The organism is Litoreibacter roseus, from assembly GCF_009811795.1.
Lineage (GTDB): Bacteria > Pseudomonadota > Alphaproteobacteria > Rhodobacterales > Rhodobacteraceae > Litoreibacter > Litoreibacter roseus.
The window spans coordinates 85421-105325 of record NZ_BLJE01000002.1; the positions used below are offsets into that span (position 1 = coordinate 85421).

General features: G+C 54.5%; 20 protein-coding genes and 1 tRNA gene. 11 read left to right on the top strand and 10 right to left on the bottom strand.

Going from position 1 to position 19905, the window contains the following annotated elements; genetic code table 11:
• Positions 1–87 precede the first annotated feature (87 nt).
• The 6 genes from dnaN (at position 88) to gyrB (ending at position 6603) form a co-directional block, all read left to right on the top strand.
• On the top strand, positions 88–1206 hold the full coding sequence (gene dnaN, locus KIN_RS07435) for a DNA polymerase III subunit beta (protein WP_159805613.1): 1119 nt from the start codon (positions 88–90) through the stop codon (positions 1204–1206).
• A 7-nt stretch (positions 1207–1213) separates the two neighbouring features.
• On the top strand, positions 1214–2323 hold the full coding sequence (recF, locus tag KIN_RS07440; RefSeq protein WP_159805615.1) for a DNA replication/repair protein RecF: 1110 nt from the start codon (positions 1214–1216) through the stop codon (positions 2321–2323).
• Positions 2320–2940 carry a LysE family translocator gene (locus KIN_RS07445; protein ID WP_159805617.1) on the top strand — a complete coding sequence of 207 codons (621 nt, stop codon included), beginning with the start codon at positions 2320–2322 and terminating at the stop codon, positions 2938–2940. Before recF ends, KIN_RS07445 begins: the two co-directional genes overlap by 4 nt.
• 113 nt (positions 2941–3053) lie before the next feature.
• Complete coding sequence (locus KIN_RS22405; protein WP_174239105.1) at positions 3054–3512, top strand: helix-turn-helix domain-containing protein; 459 nt, start codon at positions 3054–3056, stop codon at positions 3510–3512.
• Positions 3509–4087 carry a PIN domain-containing protein gene (locus tag KIN_RS07455; protein ID WP_159805619.1) on the top strand — a complete coding sequence of 193 codons (579 nt, stop codon included), beginning with the start codon at positions 3509–3511 and terminating at the stop codon, positions 4085–4087. The genes KIN_RS22405 and KIN_RS07455 overlap by 4 nt, the downstream gene beginning before the upstream one ends.
• Positions 4088–4188: 101 nt before the next feature.
• Positions 4189–6603 (top strand): DNA topoisomerase (ATP-hydrolyzing) subunit B, encoded by a 2415-nt coding sequence (gyrB, locus tag KIN_RS07460; protein ID WP_159807882.1) that lies wholly within the window; start codon positions 4189–4191, stop codon positions 6601–6603.
• 92 nt (positions 6604–6695) lie between these two features.
• Here the strand turns inward: gyrB and KIN_RS22235 are convergent, their stop codons facing one another.
• From KIN_RS22235 to KIN_RS07470, 3 genes are all read right to left on the bottom strand, one after another.
• Positions 6696–6896: a hypothetical protein gene (locus KIN_RS22235; protein WP_174239104.1), complete on the bottom strand. Its 201-nt coding sequence runs from the start codon at positions 6894–6896 to the stop codon at positions 6696–6698.
• The gene (locus KIN_RS22675; protein WP_159805621.1) at positions 6820–7029 is read right to left on the bottom strand and encodes a YceI family protein; all 210 of its coding nucleotides are present in this window, start codon (positions 7027–7029) and stop codon (positions 6820–6822) included. Before KIN_RS22675 ends, KIN_RS22235 begins: the two co-directional genes overlap by 77 nt.
• A gap of 363 nt (positions 7030–7392) precedes the next feature.
• A tRNA-Arg gene (locus KIN_RS07470) sits at positions 7393–7469 on the bottom strand.
• Between the two features lie 77 nt (positions 7470–7546).
• Here KIN_RS07470 and KIN_RS07475 point away from each other — a divergent pair.
• Positions 7547–8650 (top strand): LacI family DNA-binding transcriptional regulator, encoded by a 1104-nt coding sequence (locus KIN_RS07475; protein WP_279285224.1) that lies wholly within the window; start codon positions 7547–7549, stop codon positions 8648–8650.
• 87 nt (positions 8651–8737) lie between these two features.
• Positions 8738–9478: a response regulator gene (locus KIN_RS07480; protein ID WP_159805623.1), complete on the top strand. Its 741-nt coding sequence runs from the start codon at positions 8738–8740 to the stop codon at positions 9476–9478.
• Here the strand turns inward: KIN_RS07480 and KIN_RS07485 are convergent, their stop codons facing one another.
• Positions 9479–9664, bottom strand: a complete 186-nt coding sequence (locus tag KIN_RS07485; RefSeq protein WP_159805625.1) for a PLDc N-terminal domain-containing protein — start codon at positions 9662–9664, stop codon at positions 9479–9481. It lies immediately after the preceding gene.
• A 154-nt stretch (positions 9665–9818) separates the two neighbouring features.
• On the opposite strand from KIN_RS07485, the gene KIN_RS07490 reads away from it, so the two are divergent.
• The 3 genes from KIN_RS07490 to KIN_RS07500 are packed head-to-tail and all read left to right on the top strand — an operon-like array spanning position 9819 to position 12549.
• On the top strand, positions 9819–10682 hold the full coding sequence (locus tag KIN_RS07490) for an ABC transporter permease (protein WP_159805627.1): 864 nt from the start codon (positions 9819–9821) through the stop codon (positions 10680–10682).
• Positions 10679–11485, top strand: a complete 807-nt coding sequence (locus KIN_RS07495) for an ABC transporter permease (RefSeq protein WP_159805629.1) — start codon at positions 10679–10681, stop codon at positions 11483–11485. The genes KIN_RS07490 and KIN_RS07495 overlap by 4 nt, the downstream gene beginning before the upstream one ends.
• Positions 11482–12549 carry an ABC transporter ATP-binding protein gene (locus tag KIN_RS07500; RefSeq protein WP_159805631.1) on the top strand — a complete coding sequence of 356 codons (1068 nt, stop codon included), beginning with the start codon at positions 11482–11484 and terminating at the stop codon, positions 12547–12549. Before KIN_RS07495 ends, KIN_RS07500 begins: the two co-directional genes overlap by 4 nt.
• 53 nt (positions 12550–12602) lie before the next feature.
• Here the strand turns inward: KIN_RS07500 and KIN_RS07505 are convergent, their stop codons facing one another.
• The 6 genes from KIN_RS07505 to KIN_RS07530 form a co-directional block, all read right to left on the bottom strand.
• Complete coding sequence (locus KIN_RS07505) at positions 12603–13532, bottom strand: type IV pili methyl-accepting chemotaxis transducer N-terminal domain-containing protein (RefSeq protein WP_159805633.1); 930 nt, start codon at positions 13530–13532, stop codon at positions 12603–12605.
• Positions 13533–13649: 117 nt separating this feature from the next.
• On the bottom strand, positions 13650–15245 hold the full coding sequence (locus tag KIN_RS07510) for a phosphate ABC transporter substrate-binding/OmpA family protein (RefSeq protein ID WP_159805635.1): 1596 nt from the start codon (positions 15243–15245) through the stop codon (positions 13650–13652).
• A gap of 295 nt (positions 15246–15540) precedes the next feature.
• Positions 15541–16281: a hypothetical protein gene (locus KIN_RS07515; protein ID WP_159805636.1), complete on the bottom strand. Its 741-nt coding sequence runs from the start codon at positions 16279–16281 to the stop codon at positions 15541–15543.
• A 19-nt stretch (positions 16282–16300) separates the two neighbouring features.
• On the bottom strand, positions 16301–16516 hold the full coding sequence (locus tag KIN_RS07520) for a hypothetical protein (protein ID WP_159805638.1): 216 nt from the start codon (positions 16514–16516) through the stop codon (positions 16301–16303).
• Between the two features lie 181 nt (positions 16517–16697).
• The gene (locus KIN_RS07525) at positions 16698–17690 is read right to left on the bottom strand and encodes a dynamin family protein (RefSeq protein WP_159805640.1); all 993 of its coding nucleotides are present in this window, start codon (positions 17688–17690) and stop codon (positions 16698–16700) included.
• A gap of 19 nt (positions 17691–17709) precedes the next feature.
• Positions 17710–19773, bottom strand: a complete 2064-nt coding sequence (locus tag KIN_RS07530; protein WP_159805642.1) for a dynamin family protein — start codon at positions 19771–19773, stop codon at positions 17710–17712.
• Positions 19774–19905: the final 132 nt, after the last annotated feature.

Consider the following 19905-nt stretch of genomic DNA (forward strand, 5'->3'; position numbering starts at 1 on the left):
GAACAACGGACATTCACCAATATATGATTGCATTGCCGGGCGGAGAGGGTAACTTCTCCGCCCCGGGTGTCTCAGAGGGATTGGATCATGAAAATCAGTGTCGAACGCGGCGTTCTGCTCAAGGCCGTCGGTCAGGCCCAATCGGTTGTCGAGCGGCGAAACACGATACCAATTCTCGCGAACGTGCTGATCGAAGCAGAAGGCGATACCGTCAGCTTTCGCGCGACTGATCTGGACATTGAAGTCGTAGACAAGGCGGCAGCTCAGGTCGAGCGCCCTGGTGCGACGACCGTTTCAGCAACAACGCTTCATGAGATTGTTCGGAAACTTCCTGATGGCGCCCTTGTAACGCTCGCCGATGACGGTACCGCAGGTCGCCTGACGGTCGAGGCAGGCCGATCAAACTTTTCGCTGGCCACGCTACCGAAAGAAGACTTTCCAGTCATGGCGTCGTCAGAGTACGAGTCGAACTTCACAGCCGCCGCGCCAGTTTTACGTCGGCTGTTCGACAAATCGAAGTTCGCCATCTCGACCGAGGAAACCCGCTACTATCTGAACGGTGTTTATATGCATGTTGCGGAAAGCGAAGGTGCCACGGTTCTGCGTTGCGTTGCAACAGACGGCCATAGACTGGCCCGGATTGATGCGGATCTTCCACAGAATGCCGAAAACCTGCCAGGGGTAATCGTGCCCCGAAAAGCCGTCGCCGAATTGCGCAAACTGCTCGACGACGATGAGATGCAAATCGCAGTGTCCGTTTCAGAAACAAAAGTGCGCTTTGCCACGCCAGAAATCACGCTGACCTCCAAGGTCATCGACGGCACATTTCCAGATTACACTCGGGTCATTCCACAGGGAAACAGCCGCAAGCTGGAGGTTGACGCCTCCGAGTTTGCAAAGGCCGTTGATCGGGTCGCTACAGTTTCGTCTGAACGCTCACGAGCCGTCAAACTTGCGCTTGATGAAGATCGGCTTGTGCTTTCAGTCAATGCGCCGGACAGCGGCGCGGCTGAGGAAGAGCTCGCGGTCGCCTATAGCGACGAGCGGCTCGAAATTGGCTTCAACGCGAAATACCTCCTTGAGATTGCAGGCCAAGTTGATCGTGAGAACGCGGTTTTCATGTTCAACTCGGCACAGGATCCGACGCTGATGCGCGAAGGCAATGATCAGTCAGCTGTCTACGTTGTGATGCCGATGCGTGTCTGACACCGCCATGTCGCAGCTATGGTTGTCAAACCTGACGCTGTCGCATTTCAGATCCCACCGACGCGCAGAGCTTGAACTGGATGGCCGGCCACTTGCGATTTTCGGACCAAACGGGGCAGGCAAAACCAATATACTTGAAGCCGTTTCGTTATTGTCTCCGGGCCGAGGTCTGCGACGCGCGAAGGCTGATGAAATCGCGCGGAAACCCGAGGCGATTGGATGGAAGATCAGCGGCATACTGCAGACATCCGGCCAGACCTATGAAGTTGAAACCAAGGCTGAGGCGGGCGGCAACAGAACCGTCACCATAGATGGCAAATCTAGTCCGCAATCCGCTTTGGGGCGGGTCAGCCGCATGGTCTGGCTCATACCGGCAATGGACCGTCTGTGGTTGGAAGGGGCGGAAGGGCGCAGACGGTTTCTGGATCGCCTGACACTCAGCTTTGAACCGCGCCACGCCGATGTCTCGATGACGTATGAGCGCGCCATGCGTGAACGCAACAGACTGTTAAAAGATATGGTGCGTGACGCTCACTGGTATTTGGCCCTTGAAAAACAGATGGCCGAAGCCGGTGCAGAGATCATTGCAAATCGAACTTACACGTTAAAGCGCCTGCAGGCGGCGCAGGACGATGCAAGCTCGGCGTTTCCCGCGGCAGATTTATCGATTGATGGCCCAGATGATACCACGCTTATCAACGACCAAGACAGCCTGCGCCAAGCACTCGAAGCGTCACGGCATATGGATTTGCGGGCAGGTCGGACACTGGTCGGACCTCATCGCGTAGATTTGTCAGCCATATATCGAGCGAAAGATATCGAGGCAAAGCAGTGTTCGACCGGGGAGCAGAAAGCGCTTCTACTTTCATTGATCCTCGCAAACGCCCGCGCGCTGGCTGAAGACTTTGACGCGCCGCCAATCATGCTGCTGGATGAGGTCGCCGCCCATCTCGACGCGGATCGCAGGCGCGCACTTTATGAAGAAATCTGTGGTTTGAAGGCGCAAGCTTGGATGACTGGGACAGGGCCTGAGCTTTTTGAGGATCTCGGCGACCGTGCGCATCACATCGAGGTTACAAGCGAAGATGGCATATCTACTGTAGGTCGCGGCGCATGACGGTAACGGCATTCGACCTCCTGCTCTACGCAGGCGCTTTGTTTATTTTATTCCTCACACCTGGGCCGGTTTGGGTCGCCCTTCTCGCCCGTGCACTGTCGGGCGGCTTCAATGCGGCCTGGCCATTGGCGCTTGGCGTCGTGGTGGGTGACGTTATCTGGCCGCTCGTCGCTATTCTTGGCATCACGTGGCTGGTGAGCGAGTTTGCGTGGTTCATGGATATGCTCCGGTGGGTTGCCGTCGTGATGTTTCTGGCAATGGGCCTTGCGTTGATCCGTAAAGCTGACGGGCAACTCCGCTCGGACACTCGCCTGACGAGACCGGGGATGTGGGCGGGCTTTATCGCAGGGGTCGTGGTGATCCTTGGGAACCCCAAGGCCATTCTTTTCTATATGGGCGTCCTGCCGGGTTTCTTCGATCTGACAAAAGTCACCGCCTGGGACATTGCTGCAATCTGTTTTCTCAGTCTTTTGGTTCCACTTCTTGGCAATCTGATACTGGCGGCCTTTGTGGACCGTGCTCGAAGGTTCTTGAAATCGCCGGGTGCTGTCAGACGGCTAAACCTGATCTCGGGTACCCTGCTTATCACAGTTGGTGCACTGATTGCAGTAACTTGACGTTCATTACGTTTATTTCACTTGTTTCACTTATGACACTTAGGGTAGAAGTTATCCACACCACATCAGATGGCGGCGGCATATAGTAAAAGTATCAAGTCTGGGGACTTCAAATGGCGAATACAGCGGATGTCATAGATCTGACAAAGCGTTTTCCGACAGATGACGAGATTGCAAGTGCGGCAGAGGCGGCATCGGCGATTGCAAGCGCGTGCGCCCGAAACGGCGGGGCGTTGCGGTTTCTCGATGCAAATGACGACATGGTTGTTCTCACACCTGCACTTTGCAGTTTGATTACGGACGTACTGGGGCACGTCTCACGGGGAAATATGGTAACCATCGGTGCGACTGAGACGATGCTGACGACGCAGCAGGCGGCTGACATTCTTAATGTCTCCCGCCCTTTTCTCAGCAAACTCCTGAAAGAGGGCAGGATTCCACATGTGCCTGTCGGATCGCATCGCCGCGTCAGATTTGCCGACCTTCTCAGCTATAAAAAACAGCGTGATGCAAAACGGGACGATGCCTTGGACGATTTGTTCAAGCTCGGTCAGGAGTTCGATGCCACTTGAGCCATATAGCAGATCGCTTTGTCGCCATACTTGATGCAAATGTCCTGTTTCCGAACCGGAAGCGGGATGTCCTGCTGTCATTCTATCAAGCGGGCTTTTTCCGGGGGCGCTGGACCGCGAGAATTTTGGGCGAATGGACGGAAAACCTTCTGCGCCTAAGACCCGAGCTTGAAGCAAGCATTAGACGGCAAGAGCGGCAAATGGCAGCCGCTTTTCCTGAGGCCTTGGTCACTGGGTACGAGCCACTAATCCCCTCGCTCGATTTACCTGATGAAAAAGACCGCCACGTTCTGGCGTCCGCAATTCGCTGCGGGGCACAGATCATTGTGACGGACAATCTCAAGGACTTTCCTGGAGATATTTTGTCTGATTTTGACATTGAAGCGATCAGTGCCGATGAGTTCCTGACCCAAACCTTCCGTCTTTACCCATATGACGCACTTCCGGTGGCCGCAAAAATCCGAAGGAAGTACGACAATCCACCTTATTCCGCGTCGGAATTCATCATGGATCTGACAGCAAAAGGTTTGCCGATGTTCGCCGCGGAGTTGCGCGAATTGAAGCATTTAATCTGACACCGTCATCGCGGGAGCCAAACACAAAATCTTGTGTCATTCACGTGACAAACCATGTGGAAAAGCGTATATTTCGTATGACAGAACAAGAAGGCATTTACATGTCCGAAGACGACAAGCTTCCAGAAGAATATGGCGCGGATTCTATCAAGGTTCTCAAAGGCTTAGAGGCTGTGAGAAAGCGCCCCGGCATGTATATCGGCGATACTGACGATGGATCAGGCTTGCACCACATGGTCTACGAGGTTGTGGACAACGGAATTGACGAGGCGCTCGCGGGTCATGCGGACGCTGTGAACGTCAAGATCCATGCGGACAGCAGTGTTTCGGTCAGTGACAACGGTCGCGGCATTCCGGTCGGAATTCACGAAGAAGAAGGGGTGTCCGCAGCTGAGGTGATTATGACCCAGCTTCACGCAGGCGGTAAGTTCGACAGCAATTCATATAAGGTCTCGGGCGGCCTGCATGGTGTGGGTGTTTCCGTTGTGAACGCCCTCTCCGACTGGTTGGAGTTGCGTGTCTGGCGCGACGGAAAAGAACATGTAGCGCGATTTGAAGGTGGCTTCACGGTCGAGCATCTGAAGGTTCTTGGCGATACGGACAGGACTGGTACTGAGGTTCGCTTCCTCGCATCGACTGATACGTTTTCCAATCTAGAGTATTCTTTCGAAACCCTCGAAAAGCGGCTACGTGAACTGGCGTTTCTGAATTCCGGCGTGCGGATCATTCTCGAGGATGAACGCCCTGCCGAACCCCTGCGGACGGAACTCTTCTATGAGGGTGGCGTGAAAGAGTTCGTGAAGTACATCGACCGACACAAATCACCGATGATGCCAGAACCGATCTACGTTCACGGAGAACGCGATGACATCGGTGTAGAGGTCGCGATGTGGTGGAATGACAGCTACCACGAGACCGTTCTGCCTTTTACAAACAACATTCCGCAACGGGATGGCGGCACGCATATGGCAGGCTTCCGAGGTGCGCTGACGAGAACAATCAACAACTACGCCCAATCCTCAGGGATTGCGAAGCGCGAAAAGGTTCAGTTCACCGGCGACGATGCACGTGAGGGGTTAACCTGCGTTCTCAGCGTCAAGGTGCCTGATCCGAAGTTCAGCTCTCAGACAAAAGATAAGCTTGTTTCATCAGAGGTTCGGCCAGCGGTTGAAGGTCTGATGAATGAGAAGCTGTCAGAATGGTTCGAAGAGAACCCCGCTGTCGCGCGAGTTGTCGTCACGAAGATCATCGAAGCCGCTCAAGCCAGGGAGGCTGCGCGCAAGGCTCGTGAACTGACCCGGCGCAAGACGGCGCTGGATGTGAACTTTCTCGCGGGTAAGTTGAAAGATTGTTCCGAAAAGGATCCATCGAAGACAGAGGTGTTTCTGGTCGAAGGGGACAGTGCCGGAGGTTCCGCGCAAACGGGTCGAGATCGCAGGACGCAGGCTGTGCTGCCCCTTCGCGGTAAAATTCTGAATGTCGAGCGCGCGCGTTTCGATCGTATGCTCGGGTCGCAGGAAATCGGCAATCTGGTTATGGCACTCGGGACCGGGATCGGGCGCGATGAGTTCGATGTCTCCAAGCTGCGCTACCACAAGATCGTCATCATGACGGATGCTGATGTGGACGGCGCGCATATCAGAACGCTTTTGCTAACGTTCTTCTATCGTCAGATGCCTGAACTGATTGAACAAGGTCACCTCTATATCGCGCAGCCACCGCTATACAAAGTCTCTCGCGGGAAATCTGAGGTCTATCTGAAGGATCAGGCATCGCTTGAGGACTATCTGATTCAACAAGGGGTCGAAGGTGCCACACTGAAGCTGGAAACAGGTGAAGAGATCATCGGCCAAGACCTTCAACGAGTCGTTGACGACGCCAGAAAGGTGCGCCGCATCCTTCAAGCGTTCCCAACACATTATCCGCAGCATATCTTGGAACAATCGGCAATTGCAGGTGCTTTCGAAACGGGCCGTGTGGATGCAGACCTACAGGGCGTTGCGGATCGGGTCGCAGAACGACTTGACCTGATTGCCTTGGAGTACGAACGCGGCTGGCAAGGGCGGCCCACACAGGACAAGGGCATTCGGCTATGGCGCGTCCTTCGCGGCGTTGATGAAGTCCGCATCCTTGATGGCGGCGTCCTACGCTCCGGCGAAGCGCTGAGGTTAGGTCAGATGACCGAAGGGCTACAGGAAGTCTACTCCAAGCCCGCGAAGCTCGTACGCAAGGACCGGGAACAGCCTGTATTCGGGCCGATTGACCTGCTGCAATCCATACTGGAAGAAGGCGAAAAGGGCTTGTCGCTCCAGCGGTACAAAGGCCTGGGCGAGATGAATCCGGATCAACTTTGGGAGACCACTCTCGATCCCGATGCACGCACACTTCTGCAGGTTAAGGTCGAGGATATGGCCGAGGCCGACGATATCTTCACGAAGCTTATGGGTGACGTGGTTGAGCCGCGCCGCGAGTTCATTCAATCCAATGCGCTAAGTGTCGAAAACCTCGACTTCTAGCCTTGTACTACCGTACGATATGAGATCCGTGCGCCAAATAACCTCAACGGCCGCAGGTACACGGGATGTTCGTTGCCGGAACATCCGTACGGTCAACGAGGTCGAAGTGAATATCGGCCTTCACGGACAGGACTATCGATGAACGCGATAAAACCCATGCCATGGTCAAGCCGCATGATCTCTGCGCTGGCCTCACCCCTCCCTACCCGCACCTCTTCATGGTTTGGAACGAAGTCCGGGTAGGTTCGGTCCCGCACCATCTTGAAGTCCAGTGTCAGTATTTCCCAGATCATCGTTCCGCTCCGGATGATTGCGGTCGAGCGAACTGGCGTTGATCGTAATTGTGATATTAGAGTTTTCGGGGTTTTCCTCATCGATCAGAAAAGTACCATCATAATCTAGAAGCTGACCAACGGTGCGAGACAATCCAATGTGATCAATCTCCCTACCAACGTAGGCGTGATGTGCATGGGCAGATTAGGGTCTGAACAGCGGCCAGCCTTTGCTGCGGCAACCGGATCGACGCCTTGACCTACGACTAATTCAGCGAAGAACCCGTGCCGCCCTGCTGGGTGCGCCGGAAGGTACGGGATGCCCGCACTCTTGCAGATCGTCTCGCCACCCGCCAGTTCATCAGATCGTCCCAAAAGTCGCGCGGACGTGCGAATTTTGTATAGGTTTTATACGAGATTTCGGCCGTTTTCCGAAAGTTCGACGGAATTTCAAACGGGCGTTTCCGCACGCTTCCACACAAAGCCCTGTGAATAATCCATATTGTTGAGGTGTTTTTGGCGACCCCGGCAGGATTCGAACCTGCAACCTGCCCCTTAGGAGGGGGCTGCTCTATCCAGTTGAGCCACGGGGCCACTCGACCCTCGTTTTCCGTCGAAATGTTTGGCAACGCAACAGAAATTCCGTTTTAGAGAGGCGTTGGGCTTCGCTCATGCTTGGACAGCCTAGCCGTTTCGAGGTAAGACATTCATCGGGGGCCTTCAGGAAGGTAACAGCGTTGGCGCAAAGATCCGGGCCGGACTACAGGCATAAACTAACACTGCGCGACGTCTCAGAAGCATCTGGGGTCAGTGAAATGACCGTGAGCCGTGTTCTTCGCAACAGCGGTGACGTGTCAGAAAAGACGCGTGCGAAAGTGCTGGAGGTCGCGCGTACCCTTGGCTACGTGCCGAATAAGATTGCGGGTGCGCTGGCCTCAAACCGGGTCAATCTTGTTGGCGTGATCATTCCGTCTTTATCCAACATGGTCTTCCCTGAAGTGCTGATGGGTATCTCACGGGTGCTAGATGAAACACCCTTGCAACCGGTCGTTGGTGTGACTGGGTATGAGCCTGAAAAGGAAGAGCAGGTCATTTTCGAAATGCTATCCTGGCGGCCCTCCGGTTTAATCGTTGCAGGGCTTGAACACACGGATGCGGCGAAGGCGATGATGCGGAACGCGGGCGTCCCAATCGTGGAAATCATGGATGTTGACGGCGAACCCGTTGATGCATGTGTCGGAATCTCGCATGAGCGAGCCGGCCGGGAAACCGCGCGCGAGATACTGGCCCGCGGTTACCGCAAGATTGGGTTTTTGGGGACAAAGATGCCGCTGGACCACCGCGCGCGAAAACGTTTCGAGGGATTTTCAAGTGTTCTGAAGGACGAAGGCTTGAGCATCGTTGCGGAAGAATACTACTCTGGCGGCTCTGCTTTGGCGAAGGGCCGTGAGATGACTCAAGCTATTCTCGCAAAGGCGCCGGATTTGGATTTCCTGTACTTCTCGAATGATATGATCGGCGCGGGCGGTCTGCTCTACTGTCTCGAAATTGGCATAGATGTCCCCGGGCAACTTGGGCTTGCTGGATTCAATGGTGTTGACCTGATTGACGGCCTTCCCCGGAGGCTTGCGACACTCGATAGCTGCCGGGCGGAAATTGGCGCGCGGGCGGCTGAACTGATTGCCGCGGCCGAGACGACGCCGAAAGACGCATCACCGCAGCGCATCGAGATTTCGCCTATCTTCGCGCCGGGGGATACAGTTCGACCCAAATAGCACCGAACGCCCGATTTTGCGGTTGTTTACGCCTCTCACTTAGCTTTGCGCTCCCAAGCCAGCATCGCTTAAGTGAGGTACAGTCCTGTGCTAGACAAAGTTCCAAATTACGACATTCCGGCGTCCGCGGCGCTGCGCTATCTGCGACGACATGCCCGCGCATTGACCCGCAATCAGGTGGTTGGTGACCGGTTGGCGGAAAAGGCGAGCGCGCTGCTGCGTCTGCAGGATGACACCGATCGCCTGCCATTTAAGCTAGCATTGTTCCGAACGTTTCACAGGCTTTACGCGGAGCATTTCGAAGAGACCAGCCATGACATTGCCCAAATCGTCTTTCTGCTACGGACGATTGAAAAGTTTTCCATAGCGGAGATTGGCAAGACACTGGGGCAAAACCCCATTGATGTTTTGGCTCTTTTCAATGCCGCCCGCGCCGAAATGCTGCGCCTGCGATCGCTCCACATTCTGCTGATCGAAGACGAAGCGATGATCGCGATGGATCTAAGCTGCTTTCTCGAAGAGCAGGGCCACAAGGTGACCGGTGTGGCGATGACCCATGCAGGGGCGGTTGGTCTGGCCTACGAAACCAGACCTGATCTGATCATATCGGACATCGCCCTTGCAGATCGCTCATCTGGTTTGACGGCGGTGGATGACATCGTCAAAGCACAAGGCCACATCCCGGCAATTTTTCTAACTGGCCGGCCCGATCTTTTGCTGACGGGTGAAGGCGCTGAACCTGCGTTCGTTTTGGAAAAGCCCTATGGCGAGGATGAGATCCTGTCCGCCATGAGCCAAGCGATGAGTGCATCAGTCGTGATGTGTTGATTAAGTCTTTGCGCCTGCGCGCGGGCCTGCGAAAAACCAGATCAGGAAGCCGATCAAAGGCAGAATGAGAACGAGCGCGATCCAGAATACTTTCTGGCCGGTTGATGCATTTGACCCAAAGATCGAAACAAGCGCCCAGATATCGAGCACGAAAACGATAAAGCCACCGATTGTTGTAGGGCCCATAGCCGTTATTCCATCCATTTTGCCATTCAAGTGGGCAGAGGGTAGCGGCCAAATCTGGAACTATCCACCAATTGTTTGGCTTTACCGTAGCTGCCTTGCCTGAGCGTTCGAATGACGTCATTGTCAGGATGTGATGGACTGAGAAGGGCGGGCTATGGCCGCATTTGATGCGACTGCAAGACGAGGCCTTCTGCTGGTCAGCCCCACATTCGTCTATGTCCTGCTCTTGCTCGCAGCCCCACTGGCGACGGTTTTTGCATTCAGCTTCTGGACGCAGGATTTCCTCAGCATCGACTACACGGTGACACTGAAGAACTATCAGGAAGCCTTCAGCGACCCCATCTACCGGACGCTCTTGGGTCGATCCCTTCTCATCGCAGGCGCAGTGACGACTGTTACAGTCATATTGGCCTTTCCCATCGCTTACTTCGTGTCTTTTCACGTCGCACCTGAGAGGAAGGCGCTTTGGATTTTTCTGATCACCATACCGTTTTGGACCAGCTATCTTCTGCGCGTCTTTCTGTGGAAGGTCATCCTTGGGTTTAATGGCGTCCTCAATTCCTCACTGATTGGGGTCGGTCTGATCGATGAGCCCATTACTCTAATCCTCTACAACGCCAATGCAGTCGTCATCACTCTGGCGCACGCATTCGCACCCTTTACGATATTGCCGATCTATGTGGCCCTCGAAAGAGTGGATCGGTCACTCTTGGAAGCCGCGCAGGACCTTGGGGAAACACGGGTTTCGACCTTCTTTCGTGTGACGCTGCCGCTTGCCATGCCGGGTGTGATCGCAGCCGTTTTGATCGTGTTTATTCCAACCATTGGCGACTACGTCACGCCTCGCCTCGTGGGTGGTCCTGATGGGCTAATGATTGCGAATATGATCCAGACACAGTTTCTAAAACTCAACAATGCACCGATGGGAGCGACGCTTGCTGTTCTTTCCATGTGCGCGGTGACCCTTGTTTCGCTGGTGTTCCTTATGCTGAACCGCCGATATTTAAAAACATCATGAAGGGTGGCTGGCTACGCATATACGCGATCGTTTATTTGATCTTCTTATATCTGCCCGTCGCTCTCTTGCCGATTTTTGCATTCAACGATGGCACCATTATCGCCTTTCCGCTGCAAGGATTCACGGCGAAATGGTTTCTGGAACTCGCAGCGATCCAAGCGCTCCATTCCGCACTATGGAACTCACTCTTCATCGCACTTGTCACAGCGACGCTGAGTACGTTGCTGGCGATTGGGGCGGCGCGGGCGTCCACGCGCTATAAATTTCCCGGAAAGGCGCCAATCATGGGCGCGATCATGCTGCCCCTCGTCCTGCCGGAAATCATCGTGGCCGTGGCTTTACTGGTCGTACTGCTTCAGCTTGGTATCGGCCTCACCTCATGGACGGTCATCGCCGGACACACACTGATCTGCACACCTTTTGCCATTGCCATCCTTAGTTCATCCTTCCAAGGCTTGGACGCCTCCGTCGAGGAAGCCGCCATTGATCTGGGAGAAACCCGTTGGGGCGCATTCAGAACCATTACGTTACCGCTTGTGGCGCCGGGCATCATTTCGGCGTTTCTCATTGCCTTCACGATATCTCTGGATGAGTTCATCATCGCTTTTTTTCTGACAGGTGCAGAGCCGACGCTGCCGGTTTACCTTTGGAGTCAGCTGCGCTTTCCGACCCGCATCCCAGCGGTCATGGCGCTGGGAACGTTATTGCTGCTGGCCTCCCTTATCATTCTGAGCATAGCCGAATACGCCCGCCGCCGTGGCATCGCGCGGACCGGTGGGAAAGACAGCGGGGGATTTCTGTGATTGGGCTGACCAATGTAGAGAAGTACTACGGCGACTACCACGCACTGCGCGGCATCACGGCCAACATACCGGAGGGAGAATTCTTCTCCCTCCTTGGTCCATCCGGGTGCGGGAAGACGACCTTACTGCGCGCGATTGCCGGATTTGAACATCTCTCGGGCGGGTCGCTGACCATTGATGGGCAGGACATGTCGCGTATCGCCCCACATAGACGCCCCACCAATATGGTCTTTCAAAGCTACGCGATATTTCCTCATCTGAGTGTCGCCGAAAATGTTGGCTTTGGACTGCGCAAGCGGAAGGATATCAACCGGGATGCGCGACAACGCATGGTTGACGAGGCGTTGGATATGGTGGGCCTTTCCGGTTATGGCAGCAGGCGGGCCCATGCCCTGTCTGGCGGTCAACGACAGCGTGTGGCCTTGGCCCGCGCCCTCATATTGAAGCCTAAGGTTCTTTTGCTGGACGAACCCCTCTCGGCGCTCGACAAGAAAATGCGCGAGCAGATGCAGGCGGAGTTGCGGCGGCTGCAGCGGCAGATTGGCATCACGTTCGTTCTGGTCACCCACGATCAGGAGGAGGCCTTGATCATGTCGGATCGGATTGCCGTCATGTTCGATGGTCAGATCGCCCAAATGGATGCGCCACAAACATTGTATCGCCGCCCCAGCACACGGCGTGTCGCGGAATTTATTGGCGTTATGAACTTCTTGCCTGCCGCGCGTGTCGGCGATGAGATGTTCGATGTGGCGGGTCTGGGAAAAGCTTTCATCGACCGGAGTCAAGTCATGAACGGCGCGGGCACCGACTGCGTGGCAGGTCTGCGCCCTGAAACACTGAGTATTCTATTCGACGGCTCAGACGTTCCGGATCACAGCTTTGAAGGCACGATCACAGATCGCGCATATTACGGCGATATGACCTATTACGATGTCGTCATCACACCGGGAACCGCGCCCGTAACCATATCTATGAAGAATCGGGCTGGCCGACCTATTTTGGAGCCAAATACGAAGGCTACCGTTGCATGGGATCCGAGGTCGCTGATCATATTCGGGGCCTAAACGCATGAGGCCGCTGCGAACAGCGGCCCCGTACAAGTATATATTGATGTGGTCTAGATAGCAGACTTCGCGGCTGCCGTGTAAAGCATCACCACATCGTTCATGTCTTTCAGCGTGACGTTCAGACCATCGAAAATCGCATTCATCTGATCGACAGAAAGCTGACCTCCTGCAACTACCGTTTCCAGCTTTGCTTTTGCCGTGGTCCAGTCTTCATAAACTACATCGAGACCAGCTTGTATCTCATCTGTCGGCGGTGGATTGATGCCTGCATTCGGGAAACCGTCTTTCAACGCGATCAACGATGTCTCGAACATGTTCATTGTCCCGGTCAGCGCATCCGCACTTCCCATCGCGTTAATTTTCGTAGAGATCCCGCAGCTTTCTTTCGACATCTTCTGGGTCAGCATGCGCTGACGCCCGGAAATATCGATCAGCATTGCATCGGACTGCAACATCTCGGCAGGGTTTGAGTATTGCCCGACGATCTCACTGACCAACAGTTTTGCTTCATCTAAGAGCGGCATATTATTTTCGGCGATATGCAGGATGTTCGCCTGATGATCATCACCCTCAAGAATGGCCTCTGACGCAGTTTTGATTGGGCCCCAGACCGCCTGCAGCTTCTCGATCTGGACAAGGGTCTTCCGACGCTCCTCCGGGCCGATGATGCCAATGCTCTCGTCACCGTATTGAAGCGCTTTCACGATCTTCTCGAATTCCGCCGTACTCGTGGTCAACGCAGAGCGGCTGCCGTCGCCACCTACCCCATTGACGTAATAGCAAGCGGATGCCGAGATCCGTTGCGACAGCATACGAAGTTTCCCAGCGAAATTTATGCGCTCGCCTGCGCCAACGTCTTCGATTACGAGTCCGGCGGGCTCAACCTGACTTTGCATCGCGGCCTGCGCGATTGCACCGTGAAGCCCAAGCGCCACGATAGCGGCGGGAAAGGCCAAGCTGCATTTAGGTATCTTCTTCATTCCAAACCTCCATCCCTGATCAGCCATAGAACAGCTGATCGATGCGGTAGGGCGGCTCTTTACGGGAGAGCGCGCCCTACAGAGTTGTTGATGTTTCTTTGCGTAGACTGTGCAGGCTTAGCCCTGAACGTCCTTGCTGACCCAGACCTCGACCCGGCGGTTCACACCCCGACCGATTTCGGACGTGTTGCAGCCAGCCGGAGCCACTTCGCCAAACCCATCGACATTGATTTTGACATGGTCAATCTTGCCGTTTGCGAAAGCCGCGAGGTCAGCTGCAACCTGTTGCGCACGCACTTTAGACAGATCGCGGTTCGCATCGAAGGCACCCACATCGTCAGTAAAGCCAACCAACGTTATCTCAGTTCCTTCAGGCTTGCCCTCAAGGTAGGAGATCAGCCGCTGCATATCCAACAACCCGCGTTCATCCAGCTTGGACGATCCAGTCCGGAACCGGAAGGTGGTCGACAGGCGATCATGCTCAAGCATTTGCGCCAGCATCTCACGGATCACACCAGCTTCGTAATTGTCGGCCTGCGCCTTAATCAGGTTCTTGGCACGACCGCTGTCCATCGATTGACTCTGACGCTTGATGCCCAAGTTGATGAAACCGGATTTCGTTACAACGCCGTCAGCGTTTTCCGACAGAGCGAACTCAAGGAATTTTTGCGCCTGCTCATCGAGCTGATCACCCCTGTTGTAGAGATACAGCCGGCGCTGAAGCGCGTATTCTTCCGTCTTTGAGGCAAACGGATCAGGCTGGCTTTCAAGACCGCATTCATTCACCAGGTTGAGTGGTTTCGCACCTCGCTGGAATGCATAACCAACAAACCCGATGGCAGATGGATCATCATTGACGATGGCTGCAACGTCATTGTTTGTCTCCGCAACAGTGTGATTGTCAACGTATTGTGGGCCATCTTCAGTAAAGACGCGGTTCTTAAATACAGAAAGAGTACCGGAGTTCGATTGCCGACTGATCGCCTTGATCGGCAGGTCAGGTCCGCCCAGTTCAGACCAGTTTGTCATCTGTCCGGAATAGATCTGCTGAAGCTGTTCGATGCTGATCGTATCCACCGGATTGTTCGGGTGAACGACCATGACAAGGCTGTCCACCGCGACGATGTGCTCTTGGTCAATGCTGACCATATTGCCTGCGCCTGCGTCGCGCAGTTCGCGGGCTTCAGCTGGGCGGATCCGGCGGGATGCCATCCCGATAGAGGCCGTGCCCCCCATGAGCGTTTTGAATGCATCACCGGACGATGTGGACGTGACGAGGAAGCTACCAAGCTCGTCGCCAAACCCACCGTCGCCAACAAAATTAGCGAGCATAACGCCCTCTTGCGCCGTGTTGGAGATGCTGGCTTCTGCATCAAGATATGACGCATACCCGCTCATCAGAAGCGGCATCAGACCCAAGCCCACCGTATCAGAGCCTGCGATTCTTACGTCTGCAGTTTCAGTTTCAAACTTAGGGCAGTCGGCGCCTTCGCACCTCACCCGGCTGGCACTGATCCGAAGGTCGCCCAAGGCGGTTCGAATAATGTAGTTGTCATCTTTGAAGTCAATGAACTCGCCTACCAAGTTCACCGTACCATCCGCAGATTTCAGGGCAACTTCGCCCGCGTTGGCAGAAAGTGTAATGAGCGCAGCACCCAAGAGTGCAGACACACTCAATGTCGGTTTAGATGAAAAATTTAGAACGTTTCTCACTGTCGTCCTCCTCAATACGAAACAGTTTGAGGCGATGCAGTTTTGGGACCTTCACATCCAACACTATTTACCACACCGCATTATCTTTGCCGGCTCAATAAGGTCACATTCAGAGCCAGCATCTCTACGCTGCTCCGATTTTGTGCAAAATTTGCGGCAAAGCTACGGCAAATATCGGATTGGTCATCAACCAGAAACAGTTCTGGATTTTACTTCAAAATAGCTGATGAAATGTTACTTCAAATCAAAGAGTTGAAGTACACTGATATTCTGGAATGTTTCTCAGAATGGCAAACTAATTTTGCAGCGCGTACCAGTGCGATGCAATCGAAGTCGCGTGGTCAGCTCCAACAAATGCAATCAGTAACTCATTTTCAATTTTTGAGACCAGCACCTTAGAATCAGCAACGGGAGAAGCGTCCAAAATCAAACACGCTGGTTCCGTTGAACCTTGCAGAATCTGCGTTAATTCCTCGATGATGTCATCGCTAGATGCGCCAAATACCTCTTCCAATTTGGCAAGCGGATCGGTTTCTCCGTATTTGTGGCTGAGGTCGCCATCACAGAACACAAGCCAAGCCAACAAAGTGGGCTGCGCGCTTGCGACGAAATGATCCATAGGGCTGAGTTTTTTAGCGCGAATGGGGTCCGACAGATCAATCGACATATGCTCCGCAAGGCGCGAAACGGCAACCCCAGGCTCCGTCGGATCCGCCGCATGGGCCGTCCGATGTGCCACCACAAAAAGGGTGTCGGCACCTTCGACAAGGTATCCGATTTCGCTCACGAGGGTCTCAAAGCCATCCTTGCCAGATGCACCCTCAATTATACGGCGGCTTGAGACCGTCACTTCGAGCGCTGTTCCGGTGTTGGTGCTGAAGGACAAGATGCGGGTCAGGATCGTCTGATCAATCTCCTGAAGCAGCCCTGTGCGGAGATCGTCTTCTGATCCCGTCATTACCACACGGGGCATGTTCGCTGGTGCGGCGTCAGCCAGAAGATCCAGAGCGTTCCAAAAACGAGCATGTTTTGTCATAACGATCTCCCCCAAGCGATTATGGTTGTGCTGCTATTTGTGAAAGCGCTTCGCGTGCGGATGACATCAGGGCGCCAAAATCAACATCTGTTGAACAGACGCAGCACAACCCGTCGGCCAACTCGTCGCCGTCTCTGAGATAGACCGTCACGTTTTCAGTCCCGAATACCATCGCCTCGACGGTCGGCTCAGCGCTCGCGAGGCTTGCGATTTTGCCGTCCAAAGCTGTTGTCATGGTCGTACACAACTTGTCCAAATCTTCTTGCCGAACATCAGTGGATGAACTCGTGCATAAGACCATCTTCGTGGACAAATCTGCGAACGCGATCGTGTGGCACGTCGGAAAAGCAGTTTCGATCTGATCAAGTATTTCTACGATTTTCATGTGTCAGCCTCAATAGCACAGACGATGTGTATCAGGCTGATGCTTTCTTGTCGCCAGCAAGTGCGGACCGCAGGCTCGACAGCTCAACGGGCTTATGCTCCGCCACTTGCCGCTTTGCCTCTGCAGGCGCACCAGCCGCATCACGTGCCGGTCGAGCCGTAGCGCCGTTGGTCTGCGTGCGTACACGGCGTGGCAAGACCACGGTCGCAGGTGCTTCGTCTGCCGCTGCTGAGACTTTGTCGATGGGCATAGGCGCTTCACCGGGTTCTGCGGCAGCCGTCGCAATCAGAGTATCTACGACGGGATCCGGTCGGCTGGCAACTTCCGGCAGTGCACCATCATTATCGACCACCTCTCTGGTAAGCCGCTGTGTCAGATCGATCAACGCGTCTGCAAACGCATCTCCACCGCTGGCAACCCATTTTTCTCGATCTTCACCAGCCGCCATCGCTTCGGTCAGAGAGATTGGGTAAAGCCCACAGAATTGATCACGCGTTTCAGAAGCAACGCGCCGGATGATGCGAAGCCGGTCCTTTTCAGAGTGAATTTTGTCGATCCGTGTGATCAGCAGAATGCTCTTCTGCTTCAGACTTTCCGGCATGGTTTCCCAAACAGCAGCCTCACTTTGACGCCAGGCCTGCGTCGCGTGGGTGCACCACAGAACCGCATCCGCATGATGCACAACGCGCTGCCACACTTCAGACGACATGTTCGGATCGGAAATTCCCGGCATGTCGATCAGATCGCAGACAGTCAGAATGTCAGAATCATCGAAAATCCGGACCATTGTCGTCTCTTCGAGTGGCACATCCTCAAGCCGTTCCAAGTCCACAGCATGAATTTCGCCGGAAAGGTCGACACGATGCGCAGGTTCATCCCCGTAGGAAATCCAGACAGGTGGAAGCTGTGTCGCGGTTACCTTTTCGGGCAAAGGACGGGAGCCCAACAACAGATTGGACAATGTACTTTTCCCGGCGCTAAATTCACCCATGAGGGCAATGCGTGGTTTGCGTTCAATCGTCATTTCAAACTCCTTTGACCAACTATGCTGCGAAGGCAGCAAGTTCGTCCATTGTCACGTCAAGGCAGAGCGCTTGTTCTTCCTGCGCTTTCACGCCGAACAGCTCATCAAGGTCTTCGTCGCTGATATTGCTCTTTTCTAGCACATCCATAAGGATTGCGCGCTGCTCAACAAAGAACTCTGACAGCGTAGCCACGCAATCCGTCCGGATTTTCGCGGCATGTGGACCTTTCAAATCCTCAACAATCGGATTCGTTTCAGCCTCTATCAATTTATAAAAGTCTTCGGCGAAGGCTTTGTAACCACGGCGGCGGCGCCACCAGCCTTTCCACCAGCCTGTTTGCAAATCCAGCGCGATGGTCTGGCCAAGGCTCACCGGTGGCGCGATATGCGGAACAAGCGCGGGTTTAACGGTGAAGCCGTCAACCGAGACGTTGAACATCGTCGCGTAGATTTCAGTGAGTGCCTCAGCCGCGCCTTGGTAGGCGGTCTCACCCGCAATGCTCGCCTTCTTTGAGATCACCTGATAGCTTGACCGCAGCAAGAGCCGCAGGCCCATCGGGCTATATTGCCAGATTTCATCCGCGCCCTTCTTTTCCAGATGATCAATCAACGACGCGGTTGCGCGCTCAAGGAAGCGACCATGGGATTGGTCAACGCGCGTGTTGAATTCCCCAATTGCCTTGGACAAATCCTGAGACAGTTGCTGCGTGAACTTTTGTTCGATCTCGTCGATTGCAGTGACGACCTGATCTTTTTGAAGCCCGGCATCGCCATTTCTATCGCTTCGCATCAGCGTAACTTGGTTCGTTGCCCGAAGACCTGTCGCGATGTTCATCGCCTTACGCGCTGCTTTCTGGATCGCGTCTTGACCTGCACCCTCATCAACCCGTTCGGCCAGCGCACGATAGAACGCCGGTATTCCCGAAGCCTCCCAAGCAAGCTCTTCCGGGGTTAGCCTGTCGTGATTAACGTCCTCAAGCGTCGCCGACCAATTGTCGAGCGACTTGGCGCTCTCGCCGTGCATTGCCTCTAACGTGCCAAGCATGGCCATATTCGCCCAATATGCACTGCCGAAGATTATTTCGGAGTCGGCGGGACCGTTGTTCTTTTTCAACGTCTGAATGATGCTATCGCGAATTTCGGGAACTTGCGTCGCGGGATCCGGCAACTCATCGATGCGGTTCACGAAAACGATGATCTCGCGTGACTTCACATTGGAGATCAGCCGGATTAAAGCCATATCCATTGAGGTCAACGCTTGGTGTGCCGAAAGTACGACAACGCAGATGCGACTGTCACGGATCGCGTTGATAGTGATCTGTTCGCGCATCATGAAGGTGTCATTCACACCGGGCGTGTCGCGAATACACAATGGCAATGGCATGTCGGGGCGTTCGATATAGAGATCTGCGGACTTGGTGATGTCGGCGAACTGACCCTGGTTGTCCGTTTCTTCCCCTTCGATCGGATCGTCGCCCAAGCATACGTAGCGCTGGATTAGATCGTCATCGATATAGCCGTATTTGTGTTCCTGTCCCAACAGCAATTCAAACTTCCGCCCAAGACGTGCGCGGGTTTTGTCGCGCATCTGAGCGATCTGGGCGCGCACCTTTTCCAGTTCATCATCAGCGCCCGCGCGCGCGGCCAGCTCGCCAATGCGACCGCCGTCTTCGACAAGACGGTCCCACTCGGTCTCGTCGAAGAATTTGAACTTCGCACGCGATGCCGGATCGGGATCGGGCGTGTTGATATGGAGGGATGTCACGACCGACGTCCAAGGGTTCACATCGGCGGGCAGCAAATCGGGCGAACCGATCATTGCATTCACGAGGGAGGTTTTGCCAGCCTTGATCTGGCCGATGACCGTAACGCTTGGCTGGACAGCTTCCATCTGCAGTTGAAGTTTGGAGAGCTTCTTCTGCGTCTCCTCATCTGCCAGAACCGACAGGTTCTCGAGCGCATCTTCGAAATCGGACAGCTTTGCGGCAAACGCAGCCATGCCCTCAAGACCGCGCTTGAAGACATTTCTCAGGGCGGGGTCTACGGCGGTGTAATCTTCTTCGATAACGTCATCCATATTCATCTGACTTATCTGTCCCATAGTACCGATCACATCCCATTACAGCGGGATGAGCAAATTTATGCCATCTCGCCCTGCAAAAGCCATTGTTAATCCGCTTTTAATAGCGAGATCGTGACCCGAATATGGCGGCAA